Source organism: Candidatus Hydrogenedentota bacterium, from assembly GCA_019695095.1.
In the GTDB taxonomy this organism is placed as follows: Bacteria; Hydrogenedentota; Hydrogenedentia; order Hydrogenedentales; family SLHB01; genus JAIBAQ01.
Window position 1 is genome coordinate 1 of record JAIBAQ010000083.1, and the last position, 26,672, is coordinate 26,672.

The 26,672-nt window shown below is 58.2% G+C and carries 23 protein-coding genes; 3 read left to right on the plus strand and 20 right to left on the minus strand.

Annotation, left to right across the window (positions count from 1 at the left end):
- Positions 1 to 114: 114 nt before the first annotated feature.
- The 9 genes from K1Y02_14520 to K1Y02_14560 all read right to left on the minus strand — a co-directional run bounded on the left by K1Y02_14520 (position 115) and on the right by K1Y02_14560 (position 8,908).
- A complete protein-coding gene (locus K1Y02_14520; protein ID MBX7257571.1) occupies positions 115 to 1,131 on the minus strand; it encodes an MlaD family protein in 1,017 nt (338 codons plus the stop codon).
- A 75-nt stretch (positions 1,132 to 1,206) separates the two neighbouring features.
- On the minus strand, positions 1,207 to 2,007 hold the full coding sequence (locus tag K1Y02_14525; GenBank protein MBX7257572.1) for an ABC transporter ATP-binding protein: 801 nt from the start codon (positions 2,005 to 2,007) through the stop codon (positions 1,207 to 1,209).
- 1 nt (position 2,008) lies between these two features.
- Positions 2,009 to 2,806, minus strand: a complete 798-nt coding sequence (locus K1Y02_14530; protein ID MBX7257573.1) for an ABC transporter permease — start codon at positions 2,804 to 2,806, stop codon at positions 2,009 to 2,011.
- Between the two features lie 38 nt (positions 2,807 to 2,844).
- On the minus strand, positions 2,845 to 3,162 hold the full coding sequence (locus tag K1Y02_14535) for an STAS domain-containing protein (protein ID MBX7257574.1): 318 nt from the start codon (positions 3,160 to 3,162) through the stop codon (positions 2,845 to 2,847).
- Entirely contained in the window at positions 3,152 to 3,688 is a 537-nt protein-coding gene (locus tag K1Y02_14540) for an ATP-binding protein (GenBank protein ID MBX7257575.1), read from the minus strand. Before K1Y02_14540 ends, K1Y02_14535 begins: the two co-directional genes overlap by 11 nt.
- Positions 3,689 to 3,720: 32 nt before the next feature.
- Entirely contained in the window at positions 3,721 to 5,391 is a 1,671-nt protein-coding gene (locus tag K1Y02_14545) for a SpoIIE family protein phosphatase (GenBank protein ID MBX7257576.1), read from the minus strand.
- A 126-nt stretch (positions 5,392 to 5,517) separates the two neighbouring features.
- On the minus strand, positions 5,518 to 6,132 hold the full coding sequence (locus K1Y02_14550; GenBank protein MBX7257577.1) for a hypothetical protein: 615 nt from the start codon (positions 6,130 to 6,132) through the stop codon (positions 5,518 to 5,520).
- A gap of 137 nt (positions 6,133 to 6,269) precedes the next feature.
- Positions 6,270 to 7,352 (minus strand): family 20 glycosylhydrolase, encoded by a 1,083-nt coding sequence (locus K1Y02_14555; GenBank protein ID MBX7257578.1) that lies wholly within the window; start codon positions 7,350 to 7,352, stop codon positions 6,270 to 6,272.
- A 71-nt stretch (positions 7,353 to 7,423) separates the two neighbouring features.
- Entirely contained in the window at positions 7,424 to 8,908 is a 1,485-nt protein-coding gene (locus K1Y02_14560; GenBank protein MBX7257579.1) for a sodium/solute symporter, read from the minus strand.
- Positions 8,909 to 9,095: 187 nt separating this feature from the next.
- On the opposite strand from K1Y02_14560, the gene K1Y02_14565 reads away from it, so the two are divergent.
- Both K1Y02_14565 and K1Y02_14570 read left to right on the plus strand, forming a co-directional pair.
- On the plus strand, positions 9,096 to 9,437 hold the full coding sequence (locus K1Y02_14565; GenBank protein ID MBX7257580.1) for a hypothetical protein: 342 nt from the start codon (positions 9,096 to 9,098) through the stop codon (positions 9,435 to 9,437).
- A gap of 185 nt (positions 9,438 to 9,622) precedes the next feature.
- On the plus strand, positions 9,623 to 10,999 hold the full coding sequence (locus K1Y02_14570; protein MBX7257581.1) for a sigma-54 dependent transcriptional regulator: 1,377 nt from the start codon (positions 9,623 to 9,625) through the stop codon (positions 10,997 to 10,999).
- 18 nt (positions 11,000 to 11,017) lie between these two features.
- Here the strand turns inward: K1Y02_14570 and K1Y02_14575 are convergent, their stop codons facing one another.
- From K1Y02_14575 to K1Y02_14585, 3 genes are all read right to left on the minus strand, one after another.
- The gene (locus K1Y02_14575; GenBank protein MBX7257582.1) at positions 11,018 to 11,434 is read right to left on the minus strand and encodes a hypothetical protein; all 417 of its coding nucleotides are present in this window, start codon (positions 11,432 to 11,434) and stop codon (positions 11,018 to 11,020) included.
- Positions 11,435 to 11,674: 240 nt separating this feature from the next.
- Positions 11,675 to 14,104 carry an FAD-dependent oxidoreductase gene (locus K1Y02_14580; GenBank protein ID MBX7257583.1) on the minus strand — a complete coding sequence of 810 codons (2,430 nt, stop codon included), beginning with the start codon at positions 14,102 to 14,104 and terminating at the stop codon, positions 11,675 to 11,677.
- Positions 14,105 to 14,177: 73 nt separating this feature from the next.
- Positions 14,178 to 14,444, minus strand: coding sequence for a metal-sensitive transcriptional regulator (locus K1Y02_14585; protein ID MBX7257584.1), 267 nt, complete (start codon positions 14,442 to 14,444; stop codon positions 14,178 to 14,180).
- 160 nt (positions 14,445 to 14,604) lie between these two features.
- On the opposite strand from K1Y02_14585, the gene K1Y02_14590 reads away from it, so the two are divergent.
- The gene (locus tag K1Y02_14590; GenBank protein ID MBX7257585.1) at positions 14,605 to 15,840 is read left to right on the plus strand and encodes a hypothetical protein; all 1,236 of its coding nucleotides are present in this window, start codon (positions 14,605 to 14,607) and stop codon (positions 15,838 to 15,840) included.
- 108 nt (positions 15,841 to 15,948) lie between these two features.
- Here the strand turns inward: K1Y02_14590 and murJ are convergent, their stop codons facing one another.
- From murJ to K1Y02_14630, 8 genes are all read right to left on the minus strand, one after another.
- Positions 15,949 to 17,616, minus strand: a complete 1,668-nt coding sequence (gene murJ, locus K1Y02_14595; protein MBX7257586.1) for a murein biosynthesis integral membrane protein MurJ — start codon at positions 17,614 to 17,616, stop codon at positions 15,949 to 15,951.
- A 1-nt stretch (position 17,617) separates the two neighbouring features.
- Entirely contained in the window at positions 17,618 to 19,252 is a 1,635-nt protein-coding gene (lnt, locus tag K1Y02_14600) for an apolipoprotein N-acyltransferase (GenBank protein ID MBX7257587.1), read from the minus strand.
- 36 nt (positions 19,253 to 19,288) lie between these two features.
- Entirely contained in the window at positions 19,289 to 20,560 is a 1,272-nt protein-coding gene (locus K1Y02_14605; GenBank protein ID MBX7257588.1) for a type II and III secretion system protein, read from the minus strand.
- Entirely contained in the window at positions 20,557 to 21,741 is a 1,185-nt protein-coding gene (locus tag K1Y02_14610) for a type II and III secretion system protein (protein ID MBX7257589.1), read from the minus strand. The genes K1Y02_14605 and K1Y02_14610 overlap by 4 nt, the downstream gene beginning before the upstream one ends.
- A gap of 10 nt (positions 21,742 to 21,751) precedes the next feature.
- Positions 21,752 to 22,753 carry an FxLYD domain-containing protein gene (locus tag K1Y02_14615; GenBank protein MBX7257590.1) on the minus strand — a complete coding sequence of 334 codons (1,002 nt, stop codon included), beginning with the start codon at positions 22,751 to 22,753 and terminating at the stop codon, positions 21,752 to 21,754.
- 4 nt (positions 22,754 to 22,757) lie between these two features.
- Positions 22,758 to 23,213, minus strand: a complete 456-nt coding sequence (locus K1Y02_14620; protein ID MBX7257591.1) for a hypothetical protein — start codon at positions 23,211 to 23,213, stop codon at positions 22,758 to 22,760.
- 716 nt (positions 23,214 to 23,929) lie between these two features.
- Positions 23,930 to 25,822 carry a zf-HC2 domain-containing protein gene (locus K1Y02_14625; GenBank protein ID MBX7257592.1) on the minus strand — a complete coding sequence of 631 codons (1,893 nt, stop codon included), beginning with the start codon at positions 25,820 to 25,822 and terminating at the stop codon, positions 23,930 to 23,932.
- Entirely contained in the window at positions 25,812 to 26,540 is a 729-nt protein-coding gene (locus K1Y02_14630; GenBank protein MBX7257593.1) for an RNA polymerase sigma factor, read from the minus strand. Before K1Y02_14630 ends, K1Y02_14625 begins: the two co-directional genes overlap by 11 nt.
- Positions 26,541 to 26,672: the final 132 nt, after the last annotated feature.

The window sequence follows — 26,672 nt, forward strand, 5'->3', positions numbered from 1 at the left end:
ACGTGAGCGCACGCGCCAGCAAGCAACGCAATCCCTATGGCGAAAACCCGAAACTTCTGTGCTGTCACGTTCCCGCTCTCCGTCTTCGCGTTAACCCAACCGCCTGTTTTCTACTCACTGATCGTTCTTCCGCCCGCGCGGCGTCGATCCGCGTATTACCGCCGCGGGCTCCTCGGCAATCGTCTCCGAGAAATCGCGCAGATGCCGAACCGTTTGCCTCAGATCGACGACCGTATCCTCGATAATCGGCCTGTAATCGTTCAGGGCGTCGTTGGCCGTCTCGCCCAATCGCGCCGACTCATCCAGCGTGGCCTGAAGGCTCGCCGAAATCTCGTCAAGGTCTTCCGCAAGCTCGGCGACCCGATCCACGATCTTCGGCACCTTCTCCAGCGAGGCCTTCAGACTCTCCCGATTCTCACTGACCAACCCATTCAGTTGGGTAACCAGCTCGTTTGCAGAGTTTTCTATTTCCTGGACCCGCTTTATGGCCCCGTCGATCTCTTCGCGGTTCGAATCCACGATACCCCGCGCATCAGAAACCAGGCCTGTGCCTTCTTCGACGGCTTTGTCAAACCCTTCAAACAACTTGGCAACCGTGCTCGTCACCTCGCCGTCCTCGGCCTTCTCCTTGGCCTCCTGCACGCCCAGCAGGGCCTGCACATCGTCCAACACGTCCTTGATGCTGCCCGCCACCTGGCCCGCCTGGTTGAATAAATCGCCTTCACGCACCTTGATCTCGGCCCCGCTCGCCAGCTTCACCGACTCCGGCTCACCCGTGGCAATCTCGAGGTGTTTCTCCGCTGTCAACGTCGTTTGGCTCACATACGCCACCGAATCTACGTTTACCGGCAGATCCGGCGGCACCACCGCCTCCACCCGAATGTACGACAGCCGCTCTTTGTCCGGGACGATCGTGCGAACCCGGCCAACCTTCACCCCGCCGAACCGCACGTCTGCCCCCCGGTTCAAGCCCAGCGTGTCTTTGAAATAGCAGACGAACACCTGCTCGTTCTGCTTTGGACGGTATCCGTTAATCACCGCCAGGAACACAATGAACAGGCCGATACTCACCAGCACCAGCATGCCTGCCTTGATCTCGGTCGCCGTAAAATCGTGTTTGCGCGCGGGCATTGTAGATTGTTTCCCTACCGTTCCCTGTTTCCTACCGCTCGTACCGGCGCCTGCCCGCCGGTCCGTCTCTCTCCCTTACGGAGTCTTCGTCAACGACCGAATATACTCCTCCCGGTCGTCTCCTTCCTCTTCTGGGCGCCGCTCAAAGAACTGCCTCACAAACGGATGCTGCGACGCCTCCAGACTGGACAGCGCGCCCATCTCCACAATCCGTCCACCGTTCAACAGACACACCGTGTCTGCAATAAGCCGCACACTCGCAATCTCGTGCGTCACCACGACGCTCGTGAGATTAAATGTCTTCTGTAGATTGCGAATCAAGGCGTCCAATCCCGCCGCCACGATCGGGTCCAACCCCGCTGACGGTTCATCGTAGAAAATGACCATCGGATCCATCGCCATGGCCCGCGCCAGCCCTGCCCGCTTTTTCATGCCCCCGCTTAGTTCGGCGGGCAGATATTCCTCGAATCCGCCCAACCCCACCAGTTCGAGCTTAATCTTCGTCATAATCTCGATTGTCGACTCTTCCAGCTTCGTGTGCTCCCGCAACGGCAGCGCGACATTGTCTGCCAGCGACATGGAATTGAACAGCGCCGCCCCTTGAAAACACATCCCCATCTTTTTACGGACGTCAATGCGCTCTGTATCGCTCATTGCGGTGAAATCTTTGCCGTCGAACAAAATCCGGCCCGAATGCGGCCGCATCAGTCCGACCAGGTTCCGCAACAGCGTCGTCTTTCCGCACCCGCTGCCGCCGAGAATCACGAACACCTCGCCGCGTCGCACCTTGAACGAAATCCCGTCCAGCACGGTGCGCTCGCCGTATTTCACGACCAGGTCTTCCACCTCGATGATGTGTTCGGATTCGTTTGCCATGTCAGAAGAAGAAGACCGCGGTAAAGACGAGGTCGACTATGATGATGAAGAAGATCGACGTCACCACCGACGATGTGGTCATCCGCCCCACGCCCTCGGCCCCGCCTTCCACCTGAAACCCTCGATAAACGCCCACCCAGCAGATCACCAGCGCAAAGAAGATGCTCTTCGTGAATCCGGTCGCAAAATCCTTCATCGTCAGCGAACTAATCGTGTTCGCGATATACACGCCCGAATCGATCTTGAGTATGCCCACCGTAAGCGTGTATCCGCCGAGAATCATGATGAACGTCGCCAGCACCGTCAGACACGGTATCGCAAACAGCATCGCAATGAACTTCGGGGCGACAAGAAACTTCGTCGGATTCACCCCCATGACTTCCAGCGCGTCGATTTCCTCGGCGACCTTCATGGTTCCGATTTCCGCCGTGATAGCCGAACCGCTGCGGCCGGTCAGCAACACCGCCGTCATCAACGGAGCCAGTTCGCGCATGGCCGCCACCCCGACCAGATTTGCGATGTACTGCATCGCTCCAAATCGGGCGAGTTGATATGCCGACTGCATGGCAATGATCGCGCCCACCAGGAAACATATCAGCGCGACAATTGGCAGCGAATTGACTCCAAATTCGACAAAATGCGACACCGTGCTCCGCACCCGAAGCCCGCGGCCCCGCAACGGCTGAATCAGCACCCAATTCACCGTACCGACAATCAGCACCGACACCCGGCAGTAGGCGTGCAGCGCATTCAGCGTCACACGCCCCGTCGTCCCTACGACTACCGTCAGCGCCGTCATTCCGCGTTACTGTCTCCGTGCCTCATATACCTTGCGCCTCAAGCGTCTTCGCGGATTACAAACACGGAATCAAGCCGCGACAACTGCAACACCTTCAATACCGCTTGAGACGGCGCGAGCAAAACAAATTGCTTCTTCTTGTCGTTCGCGGCCCGGAACCCTTCCACCAGCGTCGCAACCCCCGAGCTGTCCATGTACGGGACCCCCTTCAGGTCGACATGAATATCTCCGTTGCCTTTCGCCGCCGCCTTCGTCACGGCATCCCGCAACCGCGGCGAACTGTACAAATCCACTTCGCCGCGCACGGTAATGACCGATTTCCCGCCTTCTTCCGTCTGGTGTATCTCAAGCTCCATGGTCACCGCATTTTGCTCGCGTCGACGCGCGCTGGACTCGCAACGTCACGCAGTTTCCTGTTTCTAAACCAGGACTGTAATTCACACTGTCGAACACGCGATACATCAACTGAACGCCAAGGCCGCCGCCATCCCGCGCGATCTCGTCCACGGTGCTCATCTCGCGGCGCGCGCAACGCTCCAGCGATACCGGATCGCCGCTGTCGCACAACCGAAATACGATGGCCTCATCGGTACATTGCATCGACAACTGCAGCCTGCCGTCCGGGCGCCCTCCGTACGAATGCCGGATAACGTTTGTGCATGCCTCGTCCACGCCCAGCACGATTTCCGACGCCCTCTCCGAATCCACGTCCGCTGACAGTAAATACGTCCGCACCAACGCCCGCACGGACCGTAGCAGCTTCGGGTCCGATGCCAACTCGATTCGGATGTCCTCACGTTCCACGCGCTCACCTACTCCGGGTGTTGAGGAATGCACCACGGGGTCGCCCTGCAATACCGGCTTTCGAGCGGCGCTACCCATCTGCCTTCCTCGGCGTTCTTACGCGCAACCGGTCACCCCTCATACTTTAACGCAATCATCGTGCAATCGTCATGCGGACCGTCGGGCTCGCAATACTCCAAAACCGCCATGTGCACGCGTTCCACCAACGACTTCGGCGACGCGCCTTGATTGTGCACAACTTCGCGCAGTTTCTCCATGCCAAACTCTTCCAACGCGCCGTCCTTGTCCACCGTCGAATTGGCGCGCGCTTCCAGAATTCCGTCCGTGTACAGAAGCACCGATTCTCCGGGTGACAACTGGTGCTCACTATCGGTCCAGTCCGCCTCCAACAACACGCCTACAGGCGGGCCGCTGGCGCCCGCAAACACCCGCACGCTGCCCCTTCCAATTGCCAATGCCGGATGGTGACCCGCATTGCAGCACCGCACGGTCCCGTTTCTCAGGTCGATCACCAGGTACGCCAGCGTACAGAAGGTCCCAAACCGGCTCCGGTCCACCAGCCCTTCGTTGAGCATCCTCAGCACCTTTGTTGGCGATGTCTCCTCCTTGGCGCATAGCCGGAACTCCGCCAGCAACTGCGCCATCGTCAACGCCGCAGGCACACCCTTCCCGCTGACATCGCCAATGAGTATCCCCACGTGGTCCGCATCCGGCCTCACGAAATCATAAAAATCTCCGCCGACCGTTTTCGCCGGACGCATCTCCCCATACACCGAAAACCGCTTGTCGTCCTCCGGCCAAGCATGAACCAGGAACCCATCTTGTATCGCCCACGCATGCTCGATTTCCTGGTCCGTCCGGTACTTATCCAGAATCTGACTGTGCATCCGCGCGTTCTCCAGTGCGAGCCCCGCGCTATTCCCGACGGCCGTCGAAAGCAGCATGTCTTCATGCGTGTACTGCTGATTCGCGCGGTCCGTGTCCATGTACAGAATCCCAAGAATTCCGAACTTGCCCCGAAGCGGCGCACAAATGATGGATCGCAAATGCAGCGATACGATGCTCTCGGAAGGGTTCACTTCGCCTGGGCCGCCCGTATCCTGAATGAGCAGACTCTCTCCTTGCGTAAGCACACGGTGCGCCACGGTACTGCTGATGCGAAAGTCCTTGTCCCTGACGTGCTTCAGCCTTCCATTCTCAATCGCGTGGAATTTCTTGCACTCCGGGCACGGCAGCAGTCCTTCCACGTCTTCTTCGGCGAAGACGATGACCCCCCGCTGCGCATCCACGGCCTTGATCGTCGTTTCCAGGATGCGGTCTACCAACGGACAGAGCTCGTAGTTGGAGGCGATCTCGCTCATCACCGAATACACGGCGCGCAACAGCTTCTCGGAACGATCTTCCTTCGTCGGATGCGCCCCGCTGTCTTTCCAGTCGACCATCGATTCCTGGATCATCGTGGTCGAACCCAGCCCTTCTTCGTCCCCTCCCGACTTGACTTCGAATTCGATGACCGCTTCGCCGATTTGCAGCTTATCCCCGTGCTTGAGCTCCCCCTCGCCCAACTCGACGCCGTTGTACAACGTCCCGTTTGTACTGCCGAGGTCCTTCCAACGGTAGACCCCTTTGTAATAACTGATGCGCACATGACGCCGCGATGCCGCCGCATCGTCAATCACACACCCGCAATCGATCGACCGGCCCACGGTAATACTCGCGCCAACGGGTATCCGGCGGATGTCTCCCCGCGCCGAGCGGCATACCAAGAACGCTTGTTGCACTTCGCGTACCCTCTTGAACAATACCCTGCCGTCAAAAGCATACGCGTCCGCCCGTTCGGCCTCAACTACAAATTAGTGAACTGTCTAAGAACATAGGGGCAAGGGAGCGGTCACCAACAGGGCTTTCTAGACTTGACCCACTTCCACGTATCCATCCACCGTCACTTCGGCTCGGTAGGCCACGTCAGACGTCGGGGGACCGCTATAGCTTACCGTGTACTCAAGTTTCGGGCATATCAGGGAATCGCTCTCGTCGTTCGCCCGTATCAACTCAAGAAAATCCACCGGTTCCGGCGGTGTCAAAGTAATCTCCGTACCCAAACCACCCGCATTGCTTGCCGTCCCCAACACGACCGGATCGCCCGCGCTAGGTTTCGGGATGAATCGCACCGTAATCGAAGTCATGAAATTGAAGTCGCCGCTCGTCGCGACGAGATGCGCGTTAATCAGATTCAACGCGCTCAGTCGCACAAATCCCGAAAGGTCAATTCCCCCAACATTCAGAACCTCATCCTGCAATTCCTGTTCGGATGGCATATCGCAGAAGTCGTCCGACCATACGATAGGGGCTCCATCCTTGGGCAGGAAGATGCTCTGAAGGATAGTCGACTCACCTATTGCCTGAGTCACGCGAACAGGCCCGATCTCGATAGTCCCTTGCGGAGTGCAGGAAGTGCCAATTGCCAATACGGACGCCACTGCTAGACACGAAGCGCGTTTTAGGAGTAAGGCTCTCTTCATAATCATTCCCCTTCCGTCCACATGCCATGACAACCGTCGCAGGCAGGAATGTCAGCCCTTCACCTCTCGAAACATCCCTCGCGGTCTTTCCATTTCATCACGGCAGCAGTCCACGGAAGTCATGAGTCAGAAAGAGCTTATTTCGCGTTCTCCTGCATCCACCTCAGACACGCTTTCGCCGAGTCAGCCGCGGGTTGCGCCCGGTCCTTCAGCGCCTCAGGCTCCCCCTCACCCAACAAAGCCTGTGCGAAGTCTCCACTTCGGATGACCCACGAAGTCGCCAAATACCCCATCATCTTCTCCGACGGTGCGCGATACGCGCACTTCAGGAACGCCAACGCCGCTTCCGAATTCTTCCAACTCGACGGCCACACACGGAAACCTTTCTCCTGAAACAATCGCACCCAGGGATAGTCCTCCTGCAACGAGTAATGCCAGTCGCAAATCACAATGTCCTTGGGGATCATGTCGATCGCGGGCGCCGTCCCCTTGTCGCTGGCCTCCCAGCCATCCCCGGAATTGGGATCGCTCTTGTCCAGCAACCGGTCGCCCCACATCATCATCGTCAGCTTCCGCTCGCCCACCAAGTGCTTGTGAAGCCCGTTCACCGCGTGCGCAAACAACTCCGCCGGATCCTTGCCTGCACACCGTGGGCACTTCGGACTCGCAAACACCAGCACCTCGTCCATACCTACGTGAATGGCATCCGATCCGAATGTGTCTATCAGTTCGTCCAGAAGATCATTCACGATCGGATATACATCCGGATGCAACGGACACCAATTCTTCAGAGTCATCGCTCGTTTCTCTTCGGAGAAATCGGGCACCTCCTCAAACTCCGGGTGCTTCGCCATCAACGGAAAGATCATGGCCCCTTTAACCCACGACTGGTGCCCAAGGCAGTTGAACTGCGGTATCAACCGGATCTTCCGTTCCCTGCAAAACTGGGCCAAATCGCGCGCGCCCGCTTTCGACATCGCCTTGTCGAACCGCATGTCCGGATGCGACTCGAATTCGAAGTTGTATCCCACCTCATACACGATCGTATTCACACCGAGAGGAACCAGCACGTCATTAATGGCCCGCTTCAACACCGGCAGCCCCTCGTCACCGCCCGCCGGCCCCCACGCCATCACGTGCACGCCGCGCCACGATTCTGCCTGGGCATTCAAACATGCCATACTCAGAATCACCGCGAGACTACTGAAGACACTTCGCATGTGCCCCCACACCTTCTCCGTCAATGTCTATTCCAACACGCAACCAGTTCGATCAGATCCACTGGGTTCTTCTAGGTGCTTGCGGTGGACTTCCTCAACACCTCCCACACCACACTTAACACGTATCCCATCACCATACTCACCACCAACCCGACTATTCCCCACCACAGCCAAGACACGCGCGCTCCTACCGAAACCACGACCGCCAATCCCGCTACGGTACCCATCAATACACCCACCGAATTGGCGCGCTTGCTCAACACCCCCAACAGAAACATCGCTACGACAGGCCCCACCAGAAAACTGGTGATCTTCCCCGTCATTTCCAGAATGGTCCCAAGACTTCCCACATAGAACGCGGCCCCCGTGGCCCCGAATCCCAAGATCAAAGTCCCCACGCGCCCCGCGCGAAGATAGTGCTCATCTGTCTTCCACGGCTTATGCAGGAAGCGCTTATAGAAGTCCATCACTACGACCGTCGCCACGGAATTCAGCCCCGAACTGAAGCTACCCATCGTTGCCGCGATAATCCCCGCGATCAGCAATCCCGAAACCCCAACCGGCATCCCATACGTGATGAAATGCGGCAACACGCGGTTCATCGCTTTCACGGAATCCGAAGGATCCAGGCTCAACAATGACATCATCATGATGGGGTGCTGCTGGTAATACGCGAAGAGCATCGTCCCTACCAGGTACAGCGCCAGCGTGACAGGGACCACCAGGATCGACTGGCCCACCGCGCTCTTGATAAGGTGCGTCATCGATTTGGCCGTGAAATACCGCTGCACGATCACCTGGTCCACGCCATACGAAGACACATTGTTCACGAGGCTCATCGCAATGAGTCCCCACACGGTAAACTCCGCGCTCAGACTCCAATCGAAGCTTGCCATCCGCGTCTTGCCATGTACCGCGGCAATCCCCCAGATTGTCGAGAAGTCTCCGCCAAAGTCGTACAGCACGAAGGACAACGCCACAATAATCCCAAACGTCAGCACGCAGAAGTGGATCACATCACACCAGATCACCGCCTCGATTCCCCCGAGCATGGTGTACAGCGTCGTAAGCAATCCCATCATCAGAATGCAGAACACCAGGTTTGCCCCGGTCACCACCGACAACGCGAGCGCGGGCGTATAGATCACGCACGCCAGCCAACCGCCTCGATTCAGCAGGAACAATGCCGCCGCCAAGGAACGCACGCTCACGTCAAACCGGCGTTCCAGGTACTCGTACGCCGTAAATACCTTCAGCCGGTAGAACACCTGTACGACCACAGACACGGCAAATAGCACCGCGACGGGGAAGATGATGATGCTTAACGCATACCGGAGATCGTGCTGGAACGCCATGGCGGGCGCGCCCATGTAACTCACAGCGCTCAGATCCGACGCGATTACCGACAACGCGATCGGCAGCCACTTGAATGAACGTCCCGCAAGAAAAAAATCCGAAGTCGTCTTCTGCCTGCGCGCGAACATGCTACCAATGGCGACGATGCCAATGATGTAGACCACCATGATCAACGCGTTGAGCGTCACCCAACCGTGCATAGTTCTACGTCCCCCAAAAGAAATCCCTACACCCTGTCTCGGTCAAACTCCAACGACACTACCCGCAGCCAAACCCAAATACAAACATTCTTCACTCCAAAATCCAAAATTCTCCCCCGTCCTCCCCGTAGACTTCGGCATCACCCAACCGGCATCATATCCGCGAACTAACTCCAATGAGGTACCTATGCGACGTTGCCACAAATGCGGCCGCGAATGGATCAGCGAAACCAAGGTCCCCGGCGTCAAAGAATACTGCGAAGGCTGCTCCGCATACCTCCACTGCTGCCTCAATTGCCGATTCTACGAGCCCGCCAAACATAACCAATGCGCCATCCCCACGACGGACTGGGTCGGCGACAAATCCGGCGCGAACTTCTGCGACGACTTCGAGTTCAAACAAACTGGCGCGTCCGCCGACGCCAAAGACTCATCCGCCTCCGCCCGCAACGCATTCGAGAATCTCTTCGGCGCCTCCGACCAGGCCACTCCAAGCGTTGACGATTTCAAAAAGCTCTTTGGCGACTAGTCTTGCCCAGTTCCCTTTCCTCAAGGCCTGTGGGTCTCAGGTCTCATCAGCTCATGGGTCTCATGGGTCCCATGGGTCCCATCGGTCCCTTTTCCCCACCACCCACACACACTCCCGTTTGACGCATACAAGTCTTAGTGGTACAGTCAGATGGGGTCGGGGTGATTGATATAGCGAGGTTAGGTGTGGAGAAACAGGATTCCGCTCGGCGCATGCTCGTCGTAGACGACGAACCTGGCATGCGGCACTTCCTAGAAGGTATCTTCAAGGATAGAGGTTTCGACGTTACCGCCGTTTCCAACGGCGAAAAGGCTATCCAACTCTTGCAGGACCAGGCCTTTGACGTCGTCATCACCGATCTGAAGATGCCTGGCAAGGACGGCCTTGCCGTTCTTCGCGCGGCACGCGCAGCCACCATCGAAAGCCCCGTCATTCTCGTCACGGCATACGCCACCATCGAGACCGCCGTCGACGCCATGCGTATGGGGGCGCGCGACTTCATCCAAAAGCCTTTCCGCATGGATGAAATCGAGCTTAAAGTCGACAAGATCGTCGGCGAATCCCGCGCGACTACCCGCCCCCTCGAGGGCCGACGCATCATCGACTCCGGCGACCGCAAGATGGTTGGCGACAGCGCGGAAACGAAGCATCTCCTGAAGATGATTCAGAAGATTGGCGCCAGCCGCAGTTCGGTCCTCATCACCGGACCCAGCGGGACCGGCAAAGAACTCGTCGCGCGCGCCATCCACGACGCCAGCCCCCGCAAGGAGCGCCCTTTCGTCGCGCTGAACTGCGCCGCCCTCGCCCCCGGGGTGCTCGAAAGCGAGTTATTCGGTCACGAACGCGGCGCATTCACCGGGGCCGTCGGCCAACGCGCCGGCCGTTTTGAACGTGCACACACCGGCACGCTCTTCCTGGACGAAGTCGGCGAAATCGACCCGAACATCCAGACAAAGCTGTTGCGTGTGTTGCAGGAAGGCGAATTCGAACGCGTCGGCGGCACAGTCCCCGTCAAAGTCGATGTCCGTATCGTCGCGGCCACCAACCGCGACCTGCGCGAAGCCATCAAGGCGGGCACCTTCCGCGAAGACTTCTATTACCGGCTGAACGTCTTCTCCATCCGCGTCGAAGCGCTCAAGAACCGCATAGACGATATCCCCGCACTCGTGGACCATTTCCTCCGCAGATTCAGCCAGGAAACCGGCAAGAACGTCGTCGGCGTCGAAGACGAAGTCATGACCTTCTTCATGCAATATCCGTGGCCGGGCAATGTTCGCGAGCTGGAAAACATCCTCGAACGCGCGGTCGTACTGGCGGAAGGCGCAACCATCACGCTCGGAGAAATCCCCGAAGACATGCTCTCCATCCGGGAGGAACCTGCGCCCGTATTCGTGCCCGCCCCCGATTCGGCCTCGCTTATCGAGCGCACCGACCAACTCGAAAGCGAAATGATTGCCGCTGCCCTGCAGCGTTTCCGGTGGAATAAGACGAAGGCCGCCGATCACCTCGGCATTAAGCGCACGACCTTGCAGTACAAGATCAAGAAGTACGGGTTGGAATAACGTTAGGCGGGCAAGAAGCTACTCTTGCCAATACGGATTCGTCGGCGCGTGGCTGCGTTTTTTTCGCTTCTTCTCGGGTTTATCTACTTCTACCCCGTACCGCGTATACGCCACATCCCGCTTGCGCTTGCGCTCGGCCCGCGCCGCCTCTCTGGCGGCCGAACGCGTGGACTTCGTTGACGATTTCACGTTCCCCTGATTCGAATACTGGCTCGCATACCGCTGTGCCCACGTCTTGTAGGCCTTGATGTCCTGCTTTGCCGTCGTGGAAGAGTTGGCGTTCTTGTAGGTCTCTGCGTTCAGCGCCTTCTCAGCCGTCTTCAAGGCCGTGCCAACAATGGCATTCGCCAAATCGTTGACCGCGCTCACGGTCTGGCAGCTCGGCAACACCAGCAACGCAGCAACTCCAAATACAAACCACCGTAGCCAGCGCATCCGCCGCATCTCCCTTCTTCAACAGGTTAATGCAACTACGATAACCGGATGCCCCGTCCCCGTCAAGTAATTATCTTCGCTGACTCACAGTCCCGGCCATCCTTGGCCATCATGGCTGTCCCCCAGTTGTGGCGGGGTCCCTGACCCAGCCACTCTTACGATCGCAGGTCTCTGGCCATCCCTGGCCCTTCCACGGCTGTCCCTGCCGCCCATGCGAACCCAACGCCTTCACCTTGCAGCCTACACGAACAAATTCACTCCAGCCCTCTCAGCCTGGCCGAGATACATACCCACACCGCCGATTTCCACGCCGTCGACAAGTTCCTCTTGCTTGAGGCCCATCACGTCCAACGACATCGAACAAGCCACCATCCGTACGCCGGCCTTCTTAGCCGACGCAATCAATTCAGGCAACGACATCACGTTCTTCTGCTTCATCACATACTTCATCATCTTGGTACCCATGCCGCCCATGTTCATTTGCGACAAGCGCAACCGCTCTGCGCCCCGCGGCATCATCATCCCGAACATCCGGTCCAACAGCCCCTTCTTCACCGGCGGGGCCTGCTCCTTCCGAAGGACGTTCAGTCCCCAGAAGGTGAAGAACATGGTCACCTCGCTGCCCATCGCCGCCGCTCCGTTCGCAATCACAAACGATGCCATGGCACGATCCAAATCGCCCGAGAACACAACGAGCGTCTTCCCGCTCCGATTCGCCGCATGACTCGGAGCCGCGCATGAACTCGGCGCGGCAACGGCCCGCTTCTTCACGTCAACCACGTACCGGTTACCCTCGGGCCTGACGGCGATCAATTCATGCCCCGTCGATTTACACCATGCGGGCATATCGTACGCAAACCCCGCGTCCGTCGCCGTCACCTCAAGAATGTCACCAACGGACATGTTCTCGATCGCCTCTTTCACCTTCACGATAGGTCCGGGACATTGCATGCCAGTCACATCCAACTCCGTCTTCTTCCCCGCGGACTCGAGGTTCGCCGACTGCGGACTGGCGGGAGGCTTCGGTTCGGCTTTTTGCACGGTCGCCGCGGGTTTACGGTGATACCACGCCCACGTACGGAAACCGCCGTTCAAATTGCGCGCCCGGAATCCGTGCTGCTTCAAAAACCGGCAGGCGATGTATCCGCGCAAACCCACCGCGCAGTACACGCCAATCTCCCGATCTTTTGGAAGCTCGTTCACGCGCGACCGCAACTGGTCCACCGAAATAAGCATCGCGCCCGGGATGGCTCCCGCCTCCGCCTCGGCGGGCTCACGAACGTCCAGCCACAGCAGGTCCTTGGGCGCATCATCCGCCTCAACCAACTCAACGTCACCCTTCAACACGTTCGACGCCACGAAACCCACCATGTTTACGCCATGCTTGGCCCCGCCCCACTGCGGCGAATACGCCAGCTCCGCGTGCTCCAAATCCTCGACACTCATCCCGCTGCGCTGCGCCATCGCCAGCGCATTGATCATCACGTCCACGCCTTCCGTGCCGACTACCTGCGCCCCCAGAATCTTGCCATCCGGCGCGAACAGCACCTTCGTGCTTACGGGTTGCGCGCCAGGGTAATACCGCGGATGCTGCATCGGATGCACATACACGCGGCGATATACCGTCTTTCCCGCCTTCAACTGTTGCTCGGTCTGCCCTGTCTGCGCCGCGGCCAAATTAAACACCTTCACGATGCCCGTGCCCTGCGAGCCGCGATACGCCGTATCCCGTCCGCAAATCACGTCCGCCGCAATTCGCCCCTGACGGTTCGCCGGCCCTGCCAACGCTATCGCCGTCGGCTTCCCATCAACCCAGTCCGTCACCTCAACGACATCACCCACGGCATAAATGCTCGGATCACTCGTCTGCTGTTGCGCATTCACGCGAATATAGCCGCGCTCATTCACATCCAGCCCCGCGTCCTGCGCCAGTTTCGACGTGGGCCGCACACCCACGCACAAACACACGAAATCGCTCTCGATCCGTTTGCCACTTTTAAGAACCACGCGACCGTCCTCGATCGCCTGCGCTGTCTCCTCCAGATACACGTTGACCCCGTGCAATTGCAGTTCCTGCAACAATGGTTGCGTCATTTCCGCGTCCATCCGCGGCATCACGTGGTCCAACATTTCCACCAGCGACACGTCCAGCCCCCGATGACGCAGATTCTCCACAAGCTCCAACCCGATGAAACCCGCACCAATCACGCACGCGTGTTTCGCGCCGCTGACCGCTTGCGCAATCCGATCCATATCGCTCAGATCGTTCAGCACAAACGCCTTCGGGCTATCCGCGCCCGGAATCGGCGGACGAAACGGCGCAGCCCCAGGCGACAATACCAATACGTCGTACGGCGTACTCAGCACCGCGCCCGTGTCGAGGTTCTTTACCTCAACCGTCTTCTCATCGCGGTCGATGCGAGTCACCTCATGCCGCACGCGAATATCCAGGCCATACCGCCCCTGCAAGCTCGCCAGACCCTGCACGAGCATCGACCCACGATCGGCAATCGTCCCGCCGATGTAATACGGCATCCCGCAATTGGCGAACGAAACGTCGTTCCCCTTCTCATACACGGTCACTTCGGCGCGATCATCCAATCGCTTTATGCGCGCCGCGCAACTCATGCCTCCAGCCACACCGCCAACAACTACGACTCGCTTCGACATGCTCAATCTCACTCCCTATTGTCATCGTGGCAGGCCTTCCGGCCCCCAACGCTCTATTCCGAACTCGCTTCGCTCAACTACTCAATCGCCCGAACAAATCCATCAATCGTTGCTTCAATTCTTCGCTCTGCATTCGGCCTTCAAGCGTGTCCGACACACAGTCCGATAAGTGATGCTCAAGCACCAGCAAGCCCAAGGACCTTAGCGCCCCATTCACCGCCGCCACTTGCTTCACGATGTCGTAGCAGCCGCGTTCTTGCTCGACCATCCCCCGGATTCCCCGAACCTGTCCCTCAATCCGATTCAACCGGTCCAGAATTCGCTTCTTCGACTCATCCATTGATGCACCCCCTCGATTACCACTATACACATACTAAGTATATGTATATCACGCCCCGCCTCGCATGTCAACTTCTCGCACTCTTGTCTCCGTCACGGAACCTCTCTCCGCTTGCCGTGTTCTATCTTTCAGCACCAGAACCAACTCAGGAGAATTAACCATGCGACACTTCACGATTGGGGCGCTCGCCACCCTACTTGTCTGCGCCCTCGTGGCGCCCGCTTACGCAGACGATACTGCCCCCAAAGCCAAAGGGATGGCCGCCGACACCAACGGCGACGGAAAACTCTCGTACGATGAGGCAAAAGCGCATTCCCCAAAGTTCACGGAAGAACGTTTTAAGACACTCGATGCTAACGCCGACGGTTTCCTGACGCGTGACGAAATGCCCAAAAAGCGCGCGGCGAAAACAACTGACGGCACTCCCTCACCGGACGCCAACGCAAACAAGAGGTCCGCAAACAAACCGGGGCTCTTCGAGCGCGCCGATGCAGACAACGACGGCAAGCTCACGTTCGACGAAGTCTCTAGTGCCGCGCCAAAGTTTACAAAGGAACGTTTCGACAAGGTAGACAAGAATGCCGACGGCGCGATAACGAAAGAGGAGCTCGCTGCTGCGCACCCGCCCGCGCAAGCGCCTGGCGCAAAACTCATGGCGGCTGACGCCAATCAGGACGGAAAAGTCACTCTGGAAGAAATCACTGCAAAAGCGCCGAACTTTCCCGAGCAGCGTTTCAAGAAGCTCGATGCCAATGCGGACGGCTTTCTAACCAAGGAAGAGGTGGCCACGGCTGCACCTCCCTCGCCTCCTTCTCCGGTCGCAGCGTCTTCGACTCCGGCGCCCAGCGCCAATGAAAAGTTCAAGCAAGCCGACGCAGACAAGAATGGCGAGGTTACCTACGACGAGGCAAAAATCGTCGTTCCCGACATGACGCAAGATCAATTCTCGCGCATGGACAGGAATGCCGACGGCGTCATTACTCCCGACGAAACCCCAAAGCCCGGCAACGGACCGGCAGCGGGTCCCAAGGGTGAATCCGTCATGCAACTCGCGAAACGTGCCGATTCCGACATGAATGGGAAGGTCACCTACGATGAAATGAAGAAAGTCGCCACGGACATGACGCAAGAGCGCTTCAACCAACTCGACACGAACAAGGACGGCGTTCTGTCAATGGAAGATCGCCAGCAAGGCGGCAAACCCGGCAAGGGCGACACGGCACCGCGAGAGAACGCCATTCAGAAACTTCAAGCCGCCGATTCCAACGGCGACGGCAAGGTGACGCTCGAAGAAGCGCAAACCGCCAAACCCGGTTACCCAAAAGAAGCGTTCGACAAGTTCGACACCAACAAAGACGGCACGATCACGAAAGAGGATCTGCCTGCAGGCAATTGAGGGCGACTCCCCAACTCCGCTTTAAGACTCGTTAAGGCTATGCCATGAGGGATTCTCGCGAACACACTGGCTACGAGAAAGTTCCTGTGTGTTCGTGAGAAATCCGGGCTATTTCGCCTTGGCTTTCGCTTCCTTCTTTCGCCGGAGCAACCTCAAGAAACTCTCGAATTCGTCCACGCCAAAAAACTTGCTCAACAGCAAATACGAAAGCACCGCGATCAGCATCGGCACCAACACCACCACCGCGCGCGCAGCCAATACCTCCAGGAACATCGCCGTGGAGTTGCCCACCACACCCGAGATCGTGTCCCCATAGCCTGCAAACGCAGTCTCAGGAACCACAAATCTCAATCGCACATACGCGCCGTACGCCAGCGCACCCATGGCTGCCGTCGCGAGACTCATCCGAATTAGCCCGCTGATAAACTTCGCGTCCCACAGGGCCTTGTAGCGCTGGCACAGCAATATGTACAGCACTCCGAAATTCACAAAGTAAGAGAATGTCGTTGCCGCTGCCAGCCCTTTATATCCGTATGGCTTGACGAACAGGAAACAAAGCGCGATATTCAAAATCATGCTGCCCGACGATATGAGCACCGGCGTCCGCGTGTCCTTCACCGCGTAAAATCCCGACACCGCCACCTTCACCCACGCAAACGCCAGCAGACCCATCGCGTAGATGATCAACGCATTCGTGGTCCATTCCGTATTGATTGCCGTAAACCTGCCGTATTGAAACAGCAAGCGCACAATCGGCTCGCCCAGCACAATCAATCCGATCATCGAAGGCGTAATGAGAAAATACGTCTGGCGAAACCCGTGCATCAGCAACGCGCGAATCTGATCGGGCCGCTGTTGCGCCGCCGCGCGCGACACCGCCGGAAGCACCGCCGCCGCCGTCGCAAATCCAAACACCGACAACGGAAGCTGAACGAGACGGTTCGCCGAATACAACGCGGTCACGCTGCCTTCCGCGCTCTTATACGCAAACAGCGTGTCCACCATCTTGTTTACTTCCCCGGCCGCCTGACCAATCGCAACCGGCACCATCAGCCCAAGAATCGTGTAGATCTCCGACCGATTCAGTCGAAAACTGGGCATCCATACGCCCGTGTGCTTGCCCATCGAATACTGCTGCACGGCTACCTGCGCAATCCCGCCAATCCATACGCCCAGCACCAACGCATATCCAGGTGTCATGGTCCCGGTGTACGACAGCAAACACGAACCGATCATCGCCACATTCAACAACGCGGGCGCCCACGACGACGTCGAGTATCGCCGCACCGTGAAAAGCACCCCCATGGAGAACACGGCCAGACCGATGAAGAAGATGTACGGGAAGGTCCAGCGTCCGAGCGATACGAGATGACTCAACTCCTCGGGTGAGTACGTCTTTCCGCTCGTGATGGCATCCAGGTGATTAAGCTGTGACAACATCCATGGCACAAGCAAAACGCCCAACGCCGTCACCAACGCCAGAACCACAATCATGCCGCCAAACACCGACGACACGACTGCCTGAAATTCTTCCTTGGACTTCTTTTCGTGGACCTCGGACAACACCGGAATGATGGCCGCGTTCGACGCTCCTTCCCCGACAATGTCCCGCAATGTGTTCGGCAGGCGAAACGCCACCAAAAACGCCTCGCGCGGGCCAACAGGAATCATGGCATTGACCATCGAATCGCGCACGAGTCCCAGCACGCGGCTAATCATGGTCCCGCCCGCGAAGATGGCGATGAATTTCGAAAGCTGTCCTTCGCTGTGCGCCATGCTACTGCGCCCCTGCGTCGCGCCTGCGGTAGACCCCCGCAAGCACGGTCAATGCGATACCCGCAACGAGTGTCGCATTGGGAATGGCCAGCACGCTGAAGGGAACCGGCCGCTCCGCCGCATGCGATACCGGCAACACACCGCCCAACCGCTCCATCCGCGTGTTCGTCGGCTCAAGGTGCTCGAAGCGATACGCATTTCCATGACCGTCGAAGTAGATATCCACCAACTCAAAACGCCCGTAAGGATCGAAGACTCCCGTAATGCCCGAGTTCGCATCGTGCACAAGCGGCATACGCGCCTCAATCGCGCGCATACGCGCCACCTCCAGCTCCTGGTCCAATGCGCTGCTCGCGCCAAACCACGCCAGATTCGTGATAACCACAAGAAAATCCGCCCCTTCCGCGCGAAGGCGTGAAGCCATCGCCGGAAACAACACCTCGAAACAAATCAGCGGACCCATGGTGCGCTCGCCCACGGCAATCGTCTTCAATTCCGTGCCCGCCTCCACTTCACCGATTGCCGGCACGACCTTCTTAATAAACGGCAAGTACTTGCCGAAAGGCACATACTCTCCAAATGGAGCGAGGTGAATCTTGTCGTACGTAGCCTTAATCTGTCCGTCTGGCGCTATCAGCTGACTGGAATTCAGATCGCCTCGCGTCTGCGCATTGGTCCGCATGGTGCCGGTGAACAACGGCACGCCTGTCTCGCGAGTCATCGACTCGATAGGCTCCCAGATTCCCGGCGTTTCAATGTCGTCCATCACAAGGCTCTCGGGCCACACAAACAGATCCACGTCCCCCTCGCCCGCAAGCACGCGCGACTTGTCCGCGGCATTGCGTACCATCTCCGAGGTGTACTCAGGGTCCCACTTCATCTCAAGCGGAAAATCCGATTGGATCAAGCCGACGTTGAACGTCTGTTCGCCATAGTCCGCGGGCGCAAGCATCATGGCGCCGGCCCCGTGCGCGCCTGCAACGACACAAATCGCGCACGCGATTCGCGGCACGCGGCGCGTCCCATCGGCGATCACCCCCGCAAGCAGCCCGTTCACCCCCACGAGCAATCCGGAAAGCAGCGGCACGCCTCCAATGGCGGCCCACTGCGCCAACGCGAGGTCAGGCCCTTGCGAGTACCCCAAAGCGCCCCATCCGAATCCCGTGAATAGAAACGACTGTGCGTGCTCCATGCCCACCCAAAGGACTACCAGAACAAGCACCGGAGGAACCCAAGGCAGACGCGAACGCACCAGTGCCCATGACCACCCAATGATCCCCCAGTAAAGGGCCATGATCGCGCTCAACGCGACATATCCCCACACGGCCCATCCCCCGGCCCAATACACGTTGGTCAAGAGCCAATGGAGAATGACCAGATAAAACAGAAATCCAGCAAGGAAGAAACGTCTGAAGCTGTCTCGCGCACCGCATCGCCACGTCGACACGAACAGTGGAACGAGCGCAACCCACGCAAGCGGAAATAGATGCGCAGCGGGAAACGCCAACCCCAAGGCGGCGCCCGTAACAACATATGCAGGGATAAATCGAAGGATAGATTTCATGGATAACGCATCATGCGTAAGCGCGTAGCTCAAATGCAACCCGTGGCGCGCCTCGATGAAGAGACACGCCACGGACAATCCCCAACATACTCAACTGAGGAAACGAGCCTACAGCTCTTCCTCCATTAAATCGATTTCCTGCTGAATCCGTTCGCGGTTCGCCCACTCAACCTCTTTCCAGAAATTAAGCGCGCTTTCCATCGGCTTCTTGTCTTCCCGCAGATTCACAATCGTCGGCGAGATGAAGATCAGCAATTGGCTGTTAAACGCCTCGTTCGAGCGCCCGCGAAATGGAATGCCCACAAACGGAAGGCTTCCAATCACCGGCACGCGCCGCTCCGCTTTGCGCACAACACGGCTTGACAGACCGCCAATCACCAGCGTCTGCGTGTTGGGCACCAAGACCGACCCGTTCTGCGAACGCGTCGAGAATACCGGCACCTGCAACCCTTGAATGGGCGTTGCCTTCAGCCTGTCAACTACTTCCAATTGCGCGATGTCGATCTGCACCAACTCCGGCGACAAAATGGTCGGCTTGATGTCGATGTTCACGCCGATTTGACGCCAATCGATGTTCAGGATCGGAACGTTTGTAACCGGAGCCAGTGTCACACCCTGGAACGGGATCTCTTCACCCGCCTTGATCGTGGCTTGCTGTCCATTGCTGACGAGCAGTTCAGGCTTGCTAATCAAGTCAGAGTCCGTGGTCTTCTCGATAGCCCGCAAAATGCCTTCCAGCGTACCTCGATCCGAATCGATGATGTTGTACGAAAGCCCGGCACCTTGCCGCGTGTTGATGTTATACTCGCCCGGTCGCGCCGCATCCGCGGAAAGCGAATTCCCCAACGTCCATTTCGTCTTGGATTCGGGCGCCAGCCGCACGTTGTCCGGATACGGATTGCCGTCCGGCGCGGGCAATGTCGCATCGAACGTCGACGTGGAAGGCGAAAACGTCTGCGTCCGCACACGCTCCACCGATCCGCTCTGCTCAACCCCGCGCACGAACCGTGTGTAGTTCAAGTTAGAACCGATATCGCGGGCTCCGTTCTCATCCGTCTGGCTGATCCAAACCTGTATCTGCACCTGCGGAATCTGGACCACCGGAGGAGGAGGTGGTGGCAGTGGTGGCGGCGGCGGTGGCGGCGGTGCCGCTGCTGCGGCATCTGGCGCAGGCGCAGGCGCCGGAGCGGGTGCCGCTTCTGGGGCAGGCGCTGGAGCAGGAGCAGGCGCGGGCGCCGCTTCTGGTGGCGGTGCCGGTGCTGGAGCCGGGGCTGGAGCGGGTGCCGGCGCAGGAGCAGGAGCAGGATCCTGTGCCCAAGCCGAAGCTCCAGCGAATACTACCATTGCCGCGACGGCAACTAGATGGACCGCGTGTTTCACTTCGGCGGCCCTCCCAACTGCGATTCGACGTTAGTCTTCTCGTCGCTCTTTTCGCCGGTCACACCCTCGGCAATACCTTGGGGTATGCTCGTGATGCCCCCGATAACATCGCCGATCACTTCCGTCGGCTTCATTCTGTCTTTTCCGTCTTTGCCTTCGGCATCTTCTTGACTCGCGCCATCGATGCCTTGCTCATCGGCCACGGTATACGCCGGCCGCCAAGTCTCTGCCTTGATGAAGAACACAAGCTCGCGGCGCTGCTCCTCCGACTCGCGGTTACCCAGCGACGAAGTCACCGGCGTACCGCCAACATCGCCGGGAATCACCTTGCTCGCGAGTCCCGTGGCAAACTCTTCCACCTTGGAAAGCCCAGGCACCGTGTCGAGATTCTTGATCTTACGATTACGGAAAAGCCCACCCAGTATGAGCACCTGTCCATGACGCACCCATACGCTCGTGTTGATGCTGCGCGTCACAAACGTAGGTGCCGCGATACGGCTGGCGCCCACAATCCGGTTGTCCAGCGCCACAATAATGTCTTCGCCCAGCTCCTTTACCTCAGCCAACAGGTTCAGGTTGATGTACGTATCCTGGGTCGTATTCCAGTTTAGGTCGTCATCGACCACGTCGGGCACATGTACCGTCAACGTTACGCCCGTGGGCCGGAATTTGGTTGCGGTTACCACCGTGGTTCCCACAACCGTCGGCGATTCGTACGGATTTTCTTCCACGGTCTTGATAATCGTCGGAGTTCCCGAACGCACCATGACCATCGCCTTCGGACGCGAAAGGATAAGCGCCCTATTCTCGTTGACCAGCGCCTGAAGAAGGATTTCCAGGTCCCCCTCATTCAACCGCAAACGGTCAAGGAATACCGTGATTGCACCTTCCGAACTTAACGGAAAGGTCAAGTCCGCCGTCGTGATCGCGCCGTTTCCGCTCGACACGCGACCGTAAGGCCGCACCTCGTTTCTCCGGGCAAAAAACGCGCTCATCCCGGTCTCGACGCCTTTGGTGGCCTGAAACTCCACAATCTTTACGGACACGCTCACCTGCTGCGGCGCGCCCGTCTGAATGGGAGTCCCAGGGACTGCTACCGGCACAGTCGGCGGTGGAGCTTCGCCTGCCCCCGCAACCACCGATGCCAGCAGCATCATGGCTAGCAGCTTTGTTACTCTCACAGTACCTCTCTCACCGTTCGAACGAACCAACCGCCTCGTAACGATATACATTCTCAATATCGTCGAAGTTGCTGAACCGCACACTAAACGCACGGCTCTCTCCGGGGTTCAATCGACCGATATTCGCCGTGGTCGTGTCATACACGACATTGCCGAAGCCGTACAAGGTTACCATCACCTGTACTCCGTACAACACACTATCGCTTCGGTTCACGGCTTGGCCAGTCACGCTGTAATACAAGGGTTGCCGCGTGAACAAATCCTCTCCGCTTCGGAACGACGCCAAATTTATTACCACAAGCGGCTGCTTCTCCACCGCGCGCCGCTGCACCTCTCCTGGTGTCAGCACCAAGTACTGACCCGATGGCATTATCTCGATCCGGCTAGTCAGCAACGGATCGTTCGCCTTCTCCGGATGCTCCTGCGCAACCCGCGCATACATGGTCCCTGCGTTCTGGTAATCGCCACGCTTCCACAGCAAATCCGCCAGCTCCAACTGCAGGTCAACACTCTGGGGATCCTTCTGCAGTGCCTTGCTGAGTTCGTCGATTCGCGCTTCCAGCTTCTCCTCGGTCCAGTATTTCTGCTCATATTCCTCGGAGAGCGATGACGCGAGCTTCTTGCACTCCTTCGCGCGCGGCCCCTCGGGAGCAATCCGCAAGTACTCGTTAAGAACGTCAATCGCGTCGCGATAACTCTTCACCTCTTTATACGTGACGGCCAAGAGATATCTCGCTTCCAATGAGTATTTTGAATTCGGGTAGTTGGAAATAATCTGGAGCAGCCGCGGAATTACGACCGTGTAGTCGCCATGCTCCACCATGTACTTGGCTTCGCTAAGTTCCTGCTGCCCGCCGTTCCCCTTCATCGTCGACGGTTTCTTATCCAACGGTTCCGGAGATGGAGCCATGGTCCGCGGTGTGTAACAGCCAGCCGCCATCACTACCGTCAAAACGGCCACACCAGCCAGAAAACACGCCCCCTTGCCTCTGTTTGGCTTTTTGTACTGCACGCGCTCAGTCGCCTTTCGATCCTGACTTGTGCCCTTTACCGCTTCCATTGCCGTTGGCGGACTTATTCATGACCTCAAGCACCTGCTTGGTGATGTCTTCCGCGGGAATGGGCGGCTTGAGTCCCCCTAAGTACCCCTGCGCTGCGATCAAGTCGTATTCGGTTTCCTGGCCTACCTGCGAAATCGCCTTCACCACTCGGTCGCTGGCTTGGCTCATCAATATCCAGTACTTGCCCGTCCCACGCTCGACCTTCTTCTTCTTCAATTCCTTGTATTCGGGCGTTTCCTTGATGAGCTCGTCGTATTGTACTTCAGACGGCTTCTCGAAACCACTCGCTGTTCCCCAGTAAATCTTCTGAGGATCAAGCTGATCAGCGGGAATCGAGTACAGCTCGGCCAACGCCACCGACGTTACGATGAGAGCAGCCAGCCCCACTATCGCCCGGCTGGAATAACGCATGCTGCCTACCCCTCTTGCGTCCTTGCGACTCGTTGCACCTGGAGTCGACTCAGCATTATCGGGTCCTCCTTCCGGCGTCGAACCCTCGTTCGCAAATTCTCCGGCAACCGCTTCTCCTTCACGTCTTCATTCCAATTCGCATGCGGAATGCCTCCTCCTAATACCCGGCCCGCTCGCCCCGGTTTCACCTCCATCCAGGGAAATACGGCCCTTCTACACCCCAAAAGGGCGCAAAGATACCATCAACCCACACCGGCTATATACCCCCGAGTTGCCTAAAGTTCCCAAATTCCACCTCAAAAAAACCGGGAATATTGCTCCAATCTGGTGCATACCGGTGGTATGTCTTTGACAGGTCTATGCTTGTACAACACAAAATATGGGGGTATGCCCACGATTTTTTTCAACGCGCCGTTGCCCTCGTCTCAGGCAACGTTATCGTCTGCGAGTGACGTAAACCCTGCGTACCATTGAAGGTACTGAGAATTCACGGTTGCGTTCCAACTTTCTGCATTTATTTAATAATATTAATGCTAAAATATTGCAAAATTGTGTAAAATCTCAGACTTCGCTCCGCTTCGATCGGCTCCCGGACCGACGCTTCCGCCGGCTCTCTGCGTCTTCACGAGGTCTCCTGCTCTTCCACAAAAAACGTCCGTGCGCCAGGGGGACTGGCGCACAGACTTCCCAGGGAAAAGGGAAACAGAAGGTTTACCCTATCTGCCGATGAAAGGCGCGACTCTTTCCTCCCATTGGTCCATGGTTACGCACTCCACGTGCCCGTCGAGGAACAAGACATTCCGACGCGCTTCCGCTTCGCCGGGAATATCGTGCTTGTTCGCGGCGAGAGGAACCTCTGACTGAAGCTTGGCAATGGTTGCGGGATTCTCGACGTTCGATAGGTCTATACCCACTAATCTCGGGTCTCCCGAAACTTCCGCAGCGACTTGCAGCAACTCCTTTTGCGAACGTGCCGGGAAGAAGTAGTCGTACGAGGCCGTGCCCGGCTGGTCCCAGGGCGACGTCAGGACGTTCGGGTCGGTCAAGTACTCCGGATACACCGACAACCATCCCGGCGGCGTGCACTCGTACTTGTGCTCATTTTGGTACATCTTGACGACCAAACCAAGCTGCTTGAGGTTGTTCTGGTCGCTGGCGCGCTGCGCGGCGATTGGCCCACGACTCGACGGCTCGGCATTCGACTCATCCACCACGCTGACTATTCCGTTGACCGTGACTGTCCCAATCAGCTTTTCCTGGGGATATGCCACTTCCAGCAAAACCGGCGCCACCGGTATGTCATTACCGTACAACTGCCGCAGCTTCTGCTCGTGCGCGATCATCTGCCCAGCAACTTCATCCAGCGTACCGCTATAACTGGGCTCCTTGTGGATCGAGGTGTCCACCAGTGAAAGCCCCGCGTGATACGTCACCCGCCGATCCGGGGTGCTCGCATAGCCGGACACATCAGCGGCGTAATCGGGCGCCAAGTCTGCGGGCGCATTTGGCATGGCAAGATCATTCGCTTCCGCATAGGCCCTGAACGGCGGATACAAGCTCCGCAACTCCTCGTTCACTTCCCCCATGCGCATCTTGCGTTCCACTGCCGCGAGTACGGTCTTCGAATCCAGCTTGTCCCCCTTGACCTCATACGTCACTTGCTCGCCCTGCCCACGCGGATCGGAAGTAACAGCAGTTGCCGTCAAGTGCTGTCCATCCTCGGTAGCAGTGCCCTCCACAACCAAGGCCTCGTCCTCGGTGACACGTGCAAGCTTGAACTTTAAACCCGCCAAAGTGCCAGATATCGGCGGCTCTTTGGGATTGTCCGTAGACCTCATTTCGATCGCCGTTCCGCTCACAGAGGCAACCAACTCAAACTCGTCGGTCTTCTCACCGTCTCGCGACACCTGCACCTTCCACACGCCCGCAAGATTCGGTCCCGCGGTAGTCAGCGTGGCCGATTTGGTGAGCGTGACTTCCGTGCCATTATCGTCGAGGACAACCTCGCCCTGCCGGATCTCCTTCACCACAACACCCGGCGCTATCTGCGTTCCAATGCCGACTACCGCCTGCTTGTTCGTCTCGGTGGACACCAAAATGGCCTGAGGCGTGCCCCCCGCGACCGTACCCACGAGTCTGAAGGGTAAGGCTGTCGTTTCCGCGAATTTCTCCTGCTGCGAAGTGTCCTGAGCAACTTCTCTCCGCTGAGACTCTTTCGGCGCAGGCGTGCCTCCATCCCTATTTAGCTCAGAATCCGGCGCATGAACAACCATGGGCAGGGACGTAGCCGGGTTCGGGCCGCGCATCCACCAAAAGCCAAGGCCCACCACCAGCACCGCTACCGCAGCCGCGACCAATGCAACGCGCCGGTAACGCCGCCACGAAATGCTGCGCGACGAGGCGTCTTCCTGGCGAATTCGAGACATCACCCGCACATGGAGATCCATCGGCGGGACGTAAGCGATTGACATGGCAACTACCCTCCGCAGGCGCTGGAGTTCCTCCTCGCATTCGGAACACCCCTGCACATGCGTTTCAAATGTTCGTCGTTCCGTTTCACTCAGTTCACCGTCGAGGTATGCGGAGACGCGCACAAGATCACATCCCATGGCTGCGTTCTCCTACATACTGGCCATCCCGGTCGAGAAGGGTTGCCAGACGTTTGCGGGCCCTATGAATGCCCACTTTCACATCCTCCAGAGAGATCCCGAGAACCACGGCGATCTCCGCGTAGCTGAGCTCGCCATACGTCCGCAACATCCACGCGGACCGCTGTTTCTCGGGCAACTCCGCGACTGCGCGTTCGACCTGCTCGCGCACCAGCGATGCCTCGGCGGACTGATATGCCTCGGGGGAGCGTGCCTCGGAAACGGGCTGCGCCCCGCGGCGCCTGCGGAACGTGTCCACGGCCAGGTTGTGGGCGATGCCAAACGCGAGCGACCGGGCTGAACCCGCATCGTCGCGCAGGCGGCGCTCCCGCGCCAGCCGGTACATGCGCAACAACGTCTCCTGCACGATGTCCTCGGCGTCGTGGACGTTCCGGACCATCCCAAAGGCATACCCGTAGAGCGGACGTTCAAGCCGGGTGCACCACAACTCAAACGCCTTCAGGTCGCCTCGGGCTGCGGCCCCTGCCAGCTCCTGGCCGCTCCCGTCCACATTTGCCAATCCTTCGATCATCGTTGCGCAAGGTATACGGGTTGAAGGTTCATTGGTTACAGGACTCCTCGAAGAAGAATGCACCGTAGCCTGCCCGTCGATCACTTCATGCTTCAGCCCCATCTGCCCCATCTGCCCCATCTGCCCCATAGGACCCATAGGACCCATAGGTCCCATCTGCCCCATCGCACCCATCGGCCCCAGCCTGCAACTCTTTCCCCTCACCAGGGATTCATTGTGTAGGTTGTGTTCGGTAGTAGCTCCCTAGCTCAATAATTTCACAGGAGATCCCTGCCATGC

Bases quoted from the DNA above. Each gene is read 5' to 3' on its own strand.
- K1Y02_14580 (MBX7257583.1), bottom strand. From the start codon at position 14,104: ATGTCGAAGCGAGTCGTAGTTGTTGGCGGTGTGGCTGGAGGCATGAGT.
- K1Y02_14525 (MBX7257572.1), bottom strand. From the start codon at position 2,007: ATGGCAAACGAATCCGAACACATCATCGAGGTGGAAGACCTGGTCGTG.
- K1Y02_14585 (MBX7257584.1), bottom strand. From the start codon at position 14,444: ATGGATGAGTCGAAGAAGCGAATTCTGGACCGGTTGAATCGGATTGAG.
- K1Y02_14550 (MBX7257577.1), bottom strand. From the start codon at position 6,132: ATGAAGAGAGCCTTACTCCTAAAACGCGCTTCGTGTCTAGCAGTGGCG.
- K1Y02_14530 (MBX7257573.1), bottom strand. From the start codon at position 2,806: ATGACGGCGCTGACGGTAGTCGTAGGGACGACGGGGCGTGTGACGCTG.
- K1Y02_14630 (MBX7257593.1), bottom strand. From the start codon at position 26,540: ATGGGTCCTATGGGTCCTATGGGGCAGATGGGGCAGATGGGGCAGATG.
- K1Y02_14535 (MBX7257574.1), bottom strand. From the start codon at position 3,162: ATGGAGCTTGAGATACACCAGACGGAAGAAGGCGGGAAATCGGTCATT.
- K1Y02_14575 (MBX7257582.1), bottom strand. From the start codon at position 11,434: ATGCGCTGGCTACGGTGGTTTGTATTTGGAGTTGCTGCGTTGCTGGTG.
- K1Y02_14520 (MBX7257571.1), bottom strand. From the start codon at position 1,131: ATGCCCGCGCGCAAACACGATTTTACGGCGACCGAGATCAAGGCAGGC.
- K1Y02_14540 (MBX7257575.1), bottom strand. From the start codon at position 3,688: ATGGGTAGCGCCGCTCGAAAGCCGGTATTGCAGGGCGACCCCGTGGTG.
- K1Y02_14620 (MBX7257591.1), bottom strand. From the start codon at position 23,213: ATGCGTTATTCCAGCCGGGCGATAGTGGGGCTGGCTGCTCTCATCGTA.
- K1Y02_14565 (MBX7257580.1), top strand. From the start codon at position 9,096: ATGCGACGTTGCCACAAATGCGGCCGCGAATGGATCAGCGAAACCAAG.
- K1Y02_14590 (MBX7257585.1), top strand. From the start codon at position 14,605: ATGCGACACTTCACGATTGGGGCGCTCGCCACCCTACTTGTCTGCGCC.
- K1Y02_14625 (MBX7257592.1), bottom strand. From the start codon at position 25,822: ATGGGATGTGATCTTGTGCGCGTCTCCGCATACCTCGACGGTGAACTG.
- K1Y02_14555 (MBX7257578.1), bottom strand. From the start codon at position 7,352: ATGCGAAGTGTCTTCAGTAGTCTCGCGGTGATTCTGAGTATGGCATGT.
- K1Y02_14560 (MBX7257579.1), bottom strand. From the start codon at position 8,908: ATGCACGGTTGGGTGACGCTCAACGCGTTGATCATGGTGGTCTACATC.
- murJ (MBX7257586.1), bottom strand. From the start codon at position 17,616: ATGGCGCACAGCGAAGGACAGCTTTCGAAATTCATCGCCATCTTCGCG.